This window comes from Paraperibacillus marinus (genome assembly GCF_046237605.1).
Classification (GTDB): domain Bacteria; phylum Bacillota; class Bacilli; order Bacillales; family DSM-1321; genus Paraperibacillus; species Paraperibacillus marinus.
In genome coordinates this window covers 1,745,782-1,759,639 of record NZ_CP143542.1, presented here as the reverse complement: position 1 = coordinate 1,759,639, position 13,858 = coordinate 1,745,782, and the positions used below count along the sequence as shown (strand labels likewise).

7 protein-coding genes and 1 pseudogene are annotated in these 13,858 nt (G+C 44.3%); 1 reads left to right on the top strand and 7 read right to left on the bottom strand.

What is annotated here, in order from left to right:
• The first annotated feature begins 367 nt into the window (after positions 1-367).
• Positions 368-760 (top strand): annotated as a pseudogene (locus V1498_RS08910) (cytidine deaminase).
• Between the two features lie 184 nt (positions 761-944).
• Here V1498_RS08910 and V1498_RS08905 read toward each other — a convergent pair.
• The 7 genes from V1498_RS08905 to V1498_RS08875 all read right to left on the bottom strand — a co-directional run bounded on the left by V1498_RS08905 (position 945) and on the right by V1498_RS08875 (position 13,635).
• Positions 945-3,797, bottom strand: coding sequence for an ATP-binding protein (locus tag V1498_RS08905; protein WP_409298353.1), 2,853 nt, complete (start codon positions 3,795-3,797; stop codon positions 945-947).
• Positions 3,775-4,155, bottom strand: coding sequence for a response regulator transcription factor (locus V1498_RS08900; protein ID WP_409298352.1), 381 nt, complete (start codon positions 4,153-4,155; stop codon positions 3,775-3,777). The genes V1498_RS08905 and V1498_RS08900 overlap by 23 nt, the downstream gene beginning before the upstream one ends.
• Positions 4,156-4,197: 42 nt before the next feature.
• Entirely contained in the window at positions 4,198-7,401 is a 3,204-nt protein-coding gene (locus V1498_RS08895) for a hypothetical protein (protein WP_409298351.1), read from the bottom strand.
• Entirely contained in the window at positions 7,398-8,804 is a 1,407-nt protein-coding gene (locus V1498_RS08890) for a glycosyltransferase family 2 protein (protein WP_409299229.1), read from the bottom strand. Before V1498_RS08890 ends, V1498_RS08895 begins: the two co-directional genes overlap by 4 nt.
• Positions 8,804-9,847 carry a hypothetical protein gene (locus V1498_RS08885; protein WP_409298349.1) on the bottom strand — a complete coding sequence of 348 codons (1,044 nt, stop codon included), beginning with the start codon at positions 9,845-9,847 and terminating at the stop codon, positions 8,804-8,806. The genes V1498_RS08890 and V1498_RS08885 overlap by 1 nt, the downstream gene beginning before the upstream one ends.
• Before the next feature lie 2 nt (positions 9,848-9,849).
• On the bottom strand, positions 9,850-11,460 hold the full coding sequence (locus V1498_RS08880) for a diguanylate cyclase (protein ID WP_409298348.1): 1,611 nt from the start codon (positions 11,458-11,460) through the stop codon (positions 9,850-9,852).
• Positions 11,461-11,691: 231 nt separating this feature from the next.
• A complete protein-coding gene (locus tag V1498_RS08875) occupies positions 11,692-13,635 on the bottom strand; it encodes an endonuclease MutS2 (RefSeq protein ID WP_409298346.1) in 1,944 nt (647 codons plus the stop codon).
• Positions 13,636-13,858: the final 223 nt, after the last annotated feature.

Sequence of the window (13,858 nt, the reverse complement as noted above, 5' to 3'; positions counted from 1 at the left end):
TTCCGTTTCCGCAGAGAAATAACAATATAAAATAGCAGGCTAATTCGCCTTGGAATTAGACCTGCTTTTTTTCAATATATCAATGTTTGCATTCTGTTTTGTGACTAATTAGCACTTCATTCAGCACTTTAATTATTAATTGGACAATAATGATTTTACTACTAAGAAATGGATTGCTTCTAAATGACTTGTCAATTCACATCCTGTTATCGCTGAGTACCCTATCATGAGTCCATTTATAAGGATTTATGTGATATCAATGGATATTCCATTAACGGGCGGGCTTGTTGAATAAATGGAAAAATGAACACCAAAAGGGAGATTAATTTAGTTAAAAGTAAGACCTTTAGAAAATAAAGACTATGAATTGATTAAACAAGCTGAAGAAATAATAGTTAAGAATTTTAGGTATGGACGCCATCACATTGGTTCAGCAATTAGAACGATAAGAGGTAATGTTTTATCAGCGGTTCATGTAGAAGCGAATGTTGGTAGAGTAACGGTGTGCGGAGAAGCAATGGCAATTGGTAAACCTATCTCTGAAGGGGACCACGAATTTAAAACAATTGCAGCAGTTGCTCATCCTCATTGACACAAAGATAATGAAAAATGCTGGGTAGTTGCCCCCTGTGGTATGTGTCGAGAGTTAATTAGTGATTATGGAAAAAATACAGATGTAATTATTTCGTATAAAGATCGATTGGTGAAGTGTAATGTAATGGAGTTACTGCCAGAAAAATATACAAGCGGTATGGAATAATTTGTTAAATAAACAAAAAGTTTTTACCGGAATACAAAGTTAATAAATATTTAAAAACCCAGAGCCGCCTTGGTCTGGGTTTTTAAACTGATAAATACAAGTTACTTACATGGCTATACCTGCTTCTAATCTGGGTATGATTTAAGGAATTCTCTCCCTCAATGGAGCCCGTTATCGGCCATGTTTATGGGCTATTCCGGGGGATGTGGATTTCCCCCTGCTGCTCCATCTTTCCGAGCGTCTCTTTTATGGTTGAGGAAAGCCTGCTCAGTTTATAGGGCTTTACCAGGTATTCATCAGCACCAAGGGACAGCCCGCGCTCCCTTTCCTCCAGAGCTGATGAGATGAAGATTGGCAGGTTTTTCAGCCGGTCATCCGCTTTAACCAGTTTCATGATGTCCCATCCGTCCATGGAACTGCCGCTAAGACCTATGTCAAGGACAAGCGCTGCCGGCGGTTCCCCAATATTCAATGCGTCTGCCGCTTCCTCTCCCCTTTTGAAATGTTCAACAGAGAACCCGTTTTCCTGAAGTTCACTCGTCAGCAGTTCAGAAAGGCTCTTATCATCCTCTATCAGCATGATTCTGACTCCATCTGAAGAAATGGCGGTTCTTTTTTCCGCGGAAGCAAGCGGCAGGGAAACAGTAAAAACACTGCCTTTCCCAAACTCTGACTCAACGGTGATATCACCAGAATGAGCTTTAACGATTTCATGAACGATCGCAAGTCCAAGTCCTGTCCCGCCAATCTTCCTGCGATCCGTATTATCGACACGATAAAACTTCTGGAAAAGCTTCCCGAGCGAATCCTCAGGGATTCCAAGTCCTTCATCTTTTATACTCGTTTTTAAGGAAGGACCATCCCTGTAAACGGTAATATCTATCCTTCCTCCGCCGGGACTGTATTTTACCGCATTGCCAATCAGGTTAGTAAACACCTGTTCCATTTTCTCCGGATCAACGTACACCCTTTCCCTTGCATCCCTTAAATCAAGGGAAATCGTATAGCCGGCGGCATGGACCTGATGTTTTTCTATCACTTTCTCAAGAATTTCATCCAGTTGTGTGTAAATCATTTCATAGCTTTGTTTTCCGGATTCCATACGCTGAACATCCAGGAAATCATTGATCAGGCCGGTCAGGCGCCTGGCTTCACTCAAAATGGTAGCCAGGTATTTTTTTTGTCTCTCGGGTTTCAGTTCTTTAGTGAGCATCAGCTCTGTAAAACCCAGGACACTGGCAAGCGGCGTCCTTAATTCATGGCTGACTGTACTCACAAACTCCGATTTCATCCGGTCTATTTCAAATTCATTCGTGATATCCCTATGTACCAGAACAGTCCCTGCTTTTTCATTGCCGCTGAACACATTTTCACTGTATACCTTTAAGACTTGATGGCTGTTCTTGAGTGAATAGATCAGAGAGTTTTCCTCATGTTTCCTAGACTCACACTCTATTGCATTCCTTACAAACTTAGCAAATTCTTCAAAATCAGCGATGTATGGATTCATGATTGCTGACCATTCTGAAAAGGACAGCCCCGACACCGTTTCACCCTCAAAAAAGCGGTCTCCAAGCTGTCTGTTCATCTGGATAATGCTGCCGCCCGTATCCAGCAGCTGAATCCCTTCCTGGACTGAATTGATGATATTTTGATTCAGCTTCCTGTCTTCTTCTGACTTCTGATATAAAGCTATTTTCTCTAAAGAAATGCCAATCTGCTTGGCCAGCGCTTCATATTCTTGCTGATGATTTTCCGGAAATGGCGATCCAAGGCGGCTGAATACCATGATTGCCGTCACAGCCTGAAGGGAGGAAATGACCGGGACATAAAGGTCATAGCTGTAAAGTACTCCTTCATGGAATCCTTTTTCCTCTGGCTCCTGTTCCCTTTTTACCATGAAAGATTCCTGATCTTTTAATAGCTTTTGATTCAACCCATTGAAAATATTGGCCCTGAATTGGCCGACCCCCCGTTTAGACACTCCATAAGCTGAATAAGAGTCCCCATGCAACAGCGTAATAATTCCTTTGTCCGCCCCAATGAGCTCGCACATATTTTTGATGATACTGTCAAGCACGTCCTGTTTATCCAGGGAATTGGATATTCTATTGATCAACTCATTGCGCCTGTTCAGGTGTATTTCATTTTCCCTCAGTACATCGAGCGTATATTGCAGTTCATCCTGCTGAGCCTGCAGTTCATCCTGCTGAGCAGAAAGTTCCTCGTTCTGTACAACAAGATCCTTCTCTTTGTCCTGAAGTGTCGCCACCATCTTATTGAACGCACTGCTGAGTGTGCCGAGTTCGTCTTCCCGCTTGTTCATGGCAAGGGAAGCTTCCCGGCCTAGGGCAATTTCATTAGCAGCTTCCGCCATCTGTGAGAGGGGATGGCCAACTCTTCGGATCATCGTCTTTAGAATAAAATATACAACCAGCGAAATGATAAGAATAAAACTGATGAAATATCTTTGAAGGATCGCCTGGCTCCTTGTCAGATCATTCATCCGGCTTTCTAATCTATCATCAAGGTCTGCTTGATAATCGTCCAGTTCATTCTGAAACGAATTTACCTTGGCTGTGCTCTCTTTTGCAGCCAGATCCACCACTCTTTCCTTATGGCCCTCATTCACATCCCTGATTACAACAGGGATCGTATCAATGAAATAATATTTGTAAAATGAGCTTATCCCCGCTGCCATCTCTTTGTCCCGCCGTGTGGACGCCGACTGCTTTAACTCCCGTACTTTTAAATCAATCTCTTCTTCCTGCTTCACTGCGCTTTGGAGGAGCTGTCTATTATCAAAAGCGAGATATCCCCGCATATCAAAAAAAGCACGGTTGAAGCGTCTGTTGATATCAGTCGACAGCTGTTCCATACGGACTATCTGCTGCCTGTCTTCATAAAAGGACTTATTTAAAGAATCCTGGAAATAGAGCAGCAGGCTTGAACCGGCGACAAAGAATATGATGAATGCAGCCATCGACACCCCAAATTGCCTGGAGAGACTTTTCCTAACGGGCTGGGGGCGCTTCATTGATAACCTCCCTGACCTTTTCTAACAGCTTCTGGGGGCTGAAGGGCTTAGCCATAAAATAATCAGCCCCCGCATCCAATATCTTCTGCTGTTCAAACTGCTGGCTTTTGGCAGACAGCATCAATATTTTGATGCTTCCTCCTTTTTCTGAGCGCCTGATTTTTTCTATCACCTCAAGCCCGCTGTATACGGGCATCATATAATCCACAATCAACAGATCATACTCATTTATATTAAACAGCTCGACTGCCTCCCCGCCATCGGCAGCCTCGTCCACCAGATACTCTTCATCCTCTAATGTATCCACAACAAGCATGCGCAACACTTCCTCATCCTCCGCCAGCAAAATCCGCTTCAAATTCAACACCCTTTCTTCTGGGGGTCAGGCCCCATTTCCCGATTATTTCCCGGAATACGCCTTTTTCATTATATAGTAGGATTGTTTAAGGCGTTCATGGTAGCTTGGCGTATCCCACCTTTTCCATTTAACTCCTGTAAAGGCAAGTTCTTTTTTCGTTCTGATGTTTCCCTTTTTATCCGTCATGACTGCCAGATTGAACTCCGGGATGGTAACCGATGCTTCCAGCCCTTTTGCCCAAATATTCCCCATAATCTCTCCGGTACTCGGATCCTTCACATTGAGCAGTGCCCATGGTATCCTAAGTTCCATTAAGGTATGGTTCTTGTTCATGCTTATATCAGTAAGCGAATTATAGCCTATCGCTGATGGATCTCCATTTCCAAATGTAAGCTTACCTGTTTCATAGTCCTGAAATGGCACTTTTTGTTTTTTATCGGGAATAACCAGCGGTTTGTTAAGGGCAAGACGAATTGGATGAAAGACATCATTATCTTTATCTGCAGGGTACGCCGCTTTTGGGATCATCCCCAACAGCTCGCCATATTGGTAATAGAAGGTATCATAATGGCTGTCAACCATCAGCCTTGCGCTATCCTTGCTTTTAATTTCAGCAAGGAAATCAACCCCCTTCTGTGTCTTGACAGAGGAATGCGGCAATTTAACCGTTTGTTTCCCCTGGCTTCCTATTGTGTCAAACATAAAGTATACATCCTCATTGCTGAAATCAAGAGGCTTATTGAACTCGGTTTTAATATATAAATACCCTTCATCGGCAGAGACCATCACATTTTTAATCTCATCATCATCAGGCTTAAAGGCGGCAGCTTTACCGCCAATGGATGCCCAGTCCCTGTCCGACCCATCCACCGCGAACGCTGTGCTTTCTTTTCCAGGATCAAAGCTAAGCAGCCCAAAGTGCTGTTCATTCGTCTGAACATTATTCCAGAACGGCCTTCTATCAGGGTTATCATGATCCATCGTGTTCCAGGTCCTCTTAAACCATTCATCCTGCCATGTAAATACCAGCCCCCCTGCATAGCCTGCCTTCCGGATGGATTGATACAGCCGGCTGTCAATCATTCCTTGTTCTTCCTCCGAGTAATATCCCTGATTCATGCCTCCTGCACTTTTGTGTGTCATGCCCCGGGAGCCCGGGACCCCAAATTCTGCCACAAGCACGGGCATAGTATGCTCCTTGATCAAATCCCGTAAGTAGCCTTCATAATTATTCTTCTTCCCGTCTTGATCGCGATACTCCACATACCGGTCTTCGTAATTGAGGAAATCCGGATAATACGGATAGATATGATACGATGCGAACATCCCCGCCTTAAAAGCATTTTCTTTTTTGATATGCCCCGGATTTACAGAAACAAGGTCCTCATTCACGGAAGGCTCGGATGGATGGCTTAGCATGTCAGTCGTCACCCAATTCGTGAAACTTATTGAATGCTGCCATCCGTACTTTTCCTTTTCATATGCTGCCGTATAATCCATCATCCCGGCCAGCCAGCTCTCAAAAGGAGAGGCGCCTGCACCGGAACTGAAATACGTGCCCGTATAAGGCTTCCGTCCTTCATTTTTCTGATTGGTCTGATAAACAGCCTGAGGATCCCACTCAATGCCTAAAATAAGTCCAAGCACATAAGGGGAGATATCCCATTTATAAATTCCAGAGGCATGTCCAGCCCGCTCACTCAGTTTTGCATGACCATGAACGGCGTCCATGATCTGTCTGATATTCTCTTTGAATTCCGATGATTGTCCGCCGGAGAACATATTCTGTGTTTTCACCAGTTTTTCTTCCTCTATCCAGACTCCATGCAGCAGATAAAGAGGCTTTTCTGCCTGTTTGTTATATTCATAGAATGCCTGGTAAAAGGCAGGGGGATGCAGGGTGTAGACTCTGATTGTATTGGCATTCATTCTGCCAATCTGTTTGAACCAGCGCAGATACTCACCTTTTGTGACGGCAGTTTCCCCTGGGAAATAGCCCGGTTTGGAGATACCCATATTGACCCCTTTAACAGGCATATCCTCCCACTTCCCATTTTTTAAAATCTGCACATATTCCTTGCCGCCCTTCGAGTTGAACTTCACTCCTTTTTCTGTTTTTATTTCAGCCTCTTGCTGCCTGACTGTCTGGTGCAGACCTTTGTCAAGAATTCCCTGCATCACCGGCATATATGCCTTCCAGAAGAAAGATTGCCCAAATAAGCGTTTCCAGGCTGATGTGCCGCTTGTCTGGTAGATTCCCGGCACCTCTTCTTCATCTGCAAAATCACCAGCAAAATAATAAGAATTATAGCCAGCATTTTTTTGGTGGAGGATGGCCGGAAACTTTACCGGAATACCCTCACTCTTTAATCTGTTTTCGGCTTTTTTCTTAACAGGGATTTCATATTGAGCCAGTGTTTCTGTTCCTGGCTCAGGTTCTATCACATCAAACCAGTACCCATATCGGGCTTCCAGATTTTCACCAGCAAGTTTCCGCCCTTTAGGAGTCAAGGAGAAGGTCAACCCATTTTTGGCAGTGAGGCTCGTCTCGGGAAGTACTACAAGCCGGCCGGCCCTATTGACAAACAAAAAGCCTTCACCTGTGTAGTTCCACTGTTTACCGTTCTGTTCCTTATAGCTCGACCGAGCCCATTCAGGGACTTCCCTGCCATCTAAATTGGTGAAATACCTGCCAATCCAGCCCTGCCACTTTATTCCTAGCAAACTTTCCATCCTATGTTTCACTTCATCATCTGCCGGACTTGCAAAAGTATTGAATTCTGCGATTAATGTCTTTTTACTTCCGGATAATGCACTTTCCAGCTTTGAAATTTCCTTACGGGTGAGCCCGCCGTAAAGAAGGCCGCTGCCCTTATTGGAGCTGTTACCATCATCACCTTTATAAACTCCGTATTGATCAGCCAGATAAATCAGATCATAGGAATCCAGGTTTTCAGGAAGTGCGCTGATACGGCGCTTTTTATCTTCACCTGGTTTGTAACCCCGGTAATCCCGTTCAATCCTATATGGCTGCCCATCTGCTTTCTTGTATTTTCCGTTATTAAGTATCCACATGAGGCCCTTATGTTCTCTATAGGAAGTGTCGGAAACTGTCTTATCAACAACAAGGACATCGAGCTCCTTCGAGCCCTTTAACTGCCAAAGCCAAAAAGGACTGGTCAAGAGAAGGAGGAGGAGGACTAAATAGCCCCAGAGAAAAAACTGCTGTTTTGAAATGCGCCTCATTTGGATACCCCTTTTCTTTTCATATCGCCCCAGCTCACATCACCCTTAATAATTTGGATGATTCCTTCAAATCTCCAAAGAACAGTCAATGGGCGGTACCATAATGTTTCGGTGACCGAATAAAAAAACAGCTTGAGCAAATGGGAGACTTTCGGGTATTTCCTCAGGCTCCATTCCTCCAAAAGAACAGAAGCCATTGAAAAGATAGAGCCGTATAAGCAGGAAAGAAGAAAAATCAATATTGCAAATTCCATATAAATCCCGCCAAGGAACAGTGCGAGTATGATATAGAGATATCCTGTGAGTTCTACGATTGGCCCAAGGAATTCTACAATCCAGAAATATGGGAACGAGATGAATCCAATAGAGCCGTATTTTGGGTTAAATACGATGTTTTTATGGTTCGAGAGGCTTTCAAACAGCCCCCTGTGCCATCTGCTCCTCTGTCTCCTCAGATATTTCATTTCCTCGGGCACCTCGGTCCAGCAGACAGGGTCCGGGATGTAGACAATCCTTTTTCTTTCCCCTTTTTCCTTAATCAGCCGGTGCAGCCGGACTACAAGCTCCATGTCCTCCCCAACGGTATCCCTTTTATAGCCTCCTGCATCAATGACCCATTTCTTGGAAAAGACACCGAAAGCTCCAGAAATGATCAAAAGCAGATTATGCCGGCTCAGGCCGATTCTTCCCATGAGGAATGCCCGCAGATATTCGATGGTCTGCATGATGACCAGAGGGTTCCTCGACAGGCCGACCTTTAAGATATTTCCATTTTCAATTTCGCAGCCATTCGCTATCCGGATGCTTCCTCCTGAGGCAATGACTTCCTCATTTGATTGAATAATCGGCTTCATCACCTTGATAAATGCATCTCTCTCAAGGATTGAATCGCCATCCAGAGAACAAAAATACGGGAAGCTGGAAAGATTCAAGCCCGCATTCAGCGCATCTGCTTTCCCGCCGTTTTCTTTATCTATCAGATAAAGATGCGGCAGCATTTCTGACTGGTAAACTGCTTTTACTTTCTTAGCCGGCACCTGCTGCCTGATTACCTTGTTAATTTCTTTCATCCCGTAATGCCTGATCATCGTTTCCAAAGTCGAATCTTTAGATCCATCATTGACTACGATAATTTCAAATTCTGGATAGTTTATCCCGAGCAGCGAGCGGACACTTGGAATGATGCCTGCTTCTTCATTGTAAGCCGGCACAATGATGGAGACGGGCCTGGTGAAATTCTCATTCTCATATTCTTCATAGGCGAGGTCCGTATCCAGGTTGTATTCCTTTCTCAGCTGTAACATGGAGATGAACAAAATGACAGAATAGAAGCCGATGACTATTATCATATAAACTGCTATGAAAATACCAAAGTAAAAGGCTGCTGCAGACCATATCTCCATCAATGAACCGCTCCTTTGTTCATCCATTCCCATGCCATGTCCCGAGCAAATGGATCTGAATCATTTTGGTAGATAGACAATAACAGATCGTCCCCCTGGGGATATTGCTTGATGGCACCGCCAGCCTGGAAACGGACCCACCAGCTCGAATCACGGAGCAGGCCGGAAAGAACGCTGAGAAGTGAACCGTCCCGCACCACCCCAAAAAGCCTGGCGGCAAGCATCCTTTCCTGCCATTCAGAAGAAGCGGCATATGGAAGATAATGTGTCACATCACTGACATACCCTATATTCACAAGTGCCTTAAATGCCCGTATTCTTGTCTCCCCTGAATGAATATCAATCGCCTGCTCTAAAAAACCGGTATAATCCAGCTTCTTCTGCATTCCAATGGAATCCAGCAGGGCATTCTGAAGAGGCTGGGGGCACTTTTCAAATGAATCCATCAGCCTTTCAAATAAGAAAACTGGAAGCCTGGACAGGATATTTCTATATTCAAATTGGGGCAAAGTGCGGCCAGCCTCCATTAAACGGGCTGCCGCCTCTTCATGACCAAAAGAAGCCAGGATGCGCAGGCTATAGTTTTTTTCTGCATCAGAACTTATTTTCTTTTTTAATAAAAACAGCACATCCTCTTCAAGTGCCTTCAGCCTGAAGAGATCGATATGGTAAAGCGAATTCATCCGCCGGCTCCAGTGCATGCTTTTCAGTTTCCTGGAATAATCCCGGCTGAGATGGAACTCGGCTATACTTGTAATATTTTCTTTCACTCCGCTTCCTTCAAGAACGGACGCATAGCTGCTCAGACTTTCCTCGAGCGCTCTTTTTTCGATATTCGAATCCGTCTTAATTCCTTCTAAATTCTGTCCTGTCAAAAGCACGTCCAGCACTGCTGGATTCAGCTCTTCTTTATATTTGTCCACTTTTCTCCTCATCCAATTCTCCCTTGTTTTTCTTATAACTAAATACAAGAGCAGTATTGAGAGAATAATAGTGATGAACAGGGCTGCAGCTGTCAATATGGCAATCTCGTCTTTAATCATGGTCACGTCCTTTTGATCAGCCTGGCTATCCTCGCCTGCAGCTCAGTAATGCCAAACGGCTTAGTCATGTAATCATCTGCCCCGAGCTGAAGGGCCTTTGCAATATCCCGTTCACTTTTCCTTCCCGTCAGCATCAGGACTGTCAGTTCCCCATTAACCGCAGAACGTTTCACTTTCTGCAGCACTTCCAATCCATCCATGACAGGCATCATTCCGTCAAGGACCAGGAAATGGCGGCCTTCCTCCTTGATCCGGCCTGACTGCATAAATACCATTCCGTCTTCATAGGTTTTGACATCCGGCGAAAAACCCGGGAATTCCGATGTTTCCATCATCTTGGCAAGCATAGTCCTGATGATCGCATCATCGTCGATGATGGATATAAGAAGCTTCTCATTTGGTTTTCCTTCGGCTGCAGGAAGCGCAGCTTCAACTCTGGATCTTCCATTTTTCTTAGCATGATAAAGGGCATCATCCGCTTTCTTGATGATGGATTCCATGTCTGTATCCGTCTCCCGGACCATATAGACACCGGCAGAATACGTCACAGTAAACCGTTCCTCATCAGAAGAAAAAGGGATGGCAGCAAATTCTTCAAGGAGCCTTTCGAGCTTCTGCCTGGTTTCTGCCTCACTTGCATGAGGGAACAGGACAACGAATTCTTCCCCGCCATATCGGCAGATTGTATCAGAGCCGCGGAGATTCCTTTTCAGGAAAGAAGCAAATTCCTTCAGTACTTGATCGCCGATAAGATGACCATATGTATCATTTACTTTTTTGAAATGATCCAGATCAAACATCGCTGCAGTGAAAGGAGAACGTGTTCTCTTAAAGTCGCTAAGACTGCTTGACAGAGCATTGTGAAGATGGCGCCGATTGTACACCTGTGTAAGCTCGTCAATCAATACAAACCGATCGAGGATCCGCTTCCGCTCAAGCTGTCTTTCAATCCTTACTATAAATTCTTCGAGATCAAGCGGCTTGCCGATAAAATCATCGGCTCCAAGCTGGAATGCCTTTATCCTGGCATCTTTTGTATTATTGCTGCTGATCATAATTTTGGGGACAGCAGTCCTCATATCCTGATGTTTTATCTCTTCAAGGATTTCGAAGCCGCTTTTTTCCGGCAGATCAATGTTGATGACCATGCAGTCCGGATTCAACTGAGTGAAGCGGCTCACCGCCTGGCTGCCGTCTGTATTTGCTATTACCATCCAGCCCTTTTCTTCCAGTGCGTCCTTGAGGACAATGAGCATGGAGATATCATCTTCAATGACTTGAATAAGCGGCACCCGATCGTCCCGCTTAACTTCCTCTTTCCTGGCCGGTTCAATGAAATGCTCCTGCGGAGTGCCCCTGCCGGGCAGGTCCATTAAAAACTGGGATAATTCTTCGTTGGAATAGGATTCTTCTCTTCCCTCTGACTCTTCCATGAGGCTTGAAGCCAAGACGGAAAGCTCATCCAGATTTAGGGTTCCAGCCGTCCCCTTTATAGAATGAAGGAATCTGTATACCTCTTCAGCGGGTACATGGCCGCTGCTTTCTTCCAGCCATTTAGCCAGCTGTTTATTCATATTGGTTAAAAAAACATTTTGGTATTTGTTGAATTTCATTTGGGTACCTCATTTTGTATGTGTAATTGGACAAACAGTCCAACGGTCCTTGGAATATAAAAAAACAGCATAACGTCCATTTACGGACAGGAATGCTGTATATATTTGGCGTTACACCCAAGAACTTGAACCAAGATAAAGTATAATCTTCTCTTGTTCTCATTTCAATCAGTTAGGTGTAATTCCGTAAAAACTAGTTCTAAGTATTTACAAAAAAAGACAAATTCTCCCTTATTCCTTAGGACCCTCTTCCCGGTTTATGACCAGACCGTCGACATGCTTTCTCTTCAACTGGTTTAGGGCTTTTCTATCTTCTTTTGATTCAAAGATGATGTCAAAGTCATAATCTTCCGGATAAAGCTTCTCCGCACTGATATAGAGTTTAAGGCGTTTATGGTTTTCCTTCCTTTTTTCTCCCTGTATCTGGACTATATAATTCCCTGATGAATCCGGTCCGTTGAATATAATCCCCGATTCTCCTTTTGGAGATATGATTACATGGTCTCCCTTTTTGTAATAGACTTCCGGTTTCAAGGCCGCATGCTGATTTTTATTTTCCCGATGTGCAAATTTATTAACGGCAATCTGTTTTTCCCAGTCCTTTTTGATTGAAGAATCGGGGGTTTCATACCAGTAAGAAATGCTTTCATTATATGTGTATTGATGTGCTTTTTCTATCAGGGATGGGTGCATGCCGAGCTTGAGGGCGATGGAGAACGCCTGGCTTTCCCCTCCTTTTCCAATGATCAATCGATAAGTGGGCTGCAATGTATCCAGATCAAAGTCCATCGAGCCATTGATAAAACCTGCTTTCCTGTCTGCGAGCACTTTAATTTCGCTATAGTGTGTGGTGGCAATCACCACCGCTCCCTTTTCATACAGCTGTTCCAGAATCATGGCGGCAAGCCCCATACCCTCGCCGGGATCCGTCCCCGAACCCAGCTCATCCATCAGTACCAGTGAGTGATCATTGGCTTCTTTTAAGATTTCAATGACACTTTTTATATGGGAGCTGAATGTACTGAGATTCTGTTCAATGCTTTGACCATCTCCAATATCTATCAGCACCTTTTGAAAAATGCCGATTGAGCTCTGATCAGATGCAGGAATATGGAATCCGCTTTGCGCCATCAAAATAAGCAGCCCAGCAGTTTTAAGTGCGACTGTTTTCCCGCCCGTATTTGGGCCCGTTATGACCAGCACACTGTCTTTTCCCCCTAAGGATAGATTAAGCGGCACAGCCTCCTTACCAAGCAGAGGATGTCTTGCTTCCTTTAATGTAAATTGTCTGCGGCCATCAATGGAAGTCTTGCTGCCTCCGATACTTCTGCTGTGCCTGCCTTTGGCGAATAGAATGTCATATTGAACCATTATTTCTCCAGCCAGCAGGAGCTCCCTCTCACTCAGGGCAGCGAGGCCTGTCAAATACATCAGGATCTCTTCTATCTCTATTTCTTCCTGGGCTTTAAGTCTGTTCAATTCCTCAAGAAGTGAACCTGCTTCCTCTGGTTCCATGAATACCGTGGAGCCAGATGCAGATGTATCCAATACATGACCCTTTATTTTTGCTTTATATTCTTTCTTGACTGAGATAACATATCTGCCGTTTCTTACACTTACAATCTGGTCTTGAAGATACATTTTGTTTTTACTTGATTTAATGATGGAGTGAAGTTTTTCCTTAAGCTTATCCTCTTGCATACCAATGGACCTTCTGATCTTCAGCAGGGTCTTTGTGGCATGATCATCCACACGGCCATTCCGGATACAGCGGTTTATTTCATGCAGCAGTTCCGGAATGTCTTCAATCCCCTCAGCGTATAAACTGATTCGCGGTGCCAGTGACTCTTTGTCACACATGAAACGCTTTAGCTTCAGACAGCTGTCAAGGAACATAGCAAGCTTCATTAACTGTTCTTCCCTCAGGGCTGTTCCTTTGTGCATCATACTGAGGAGGCGTTCTATACCTTCAAGGGAGGAAATGGGAATGCTTGAGCTTTTTTCTAGAATTTTCACGGATTCTGTTACTTCTTCATGCCAGGATTCTATTTGTCTCCCATTGAAGGAGGGAGTGATTTCCATGATTTTGTCCTTTGCGGTCCTGCTCATTGCAAATGCTGCTATCTCTTGCTTAATCTGTGTATATCCCAGATGATTGTATGTTTTTTCGTTCATCTCGACACATCCTTTTTATATAATCAGTCCATCCTCAAATACCCATGCAGACCCCTTGCAACCGGGCTGCCAGCACGCAAAAAAAACCGCAGGCGAACGATGTTCACCTGCGGTTTTTAAGCGGGATTCTGCTTAAATCACTTTTTCTTCCCATGGAGGGCTCTGCCAGAGCGCAGAGTTACCATGAGAGAAAAAGTATCTGCCAAGATGATTCATTCTTAAC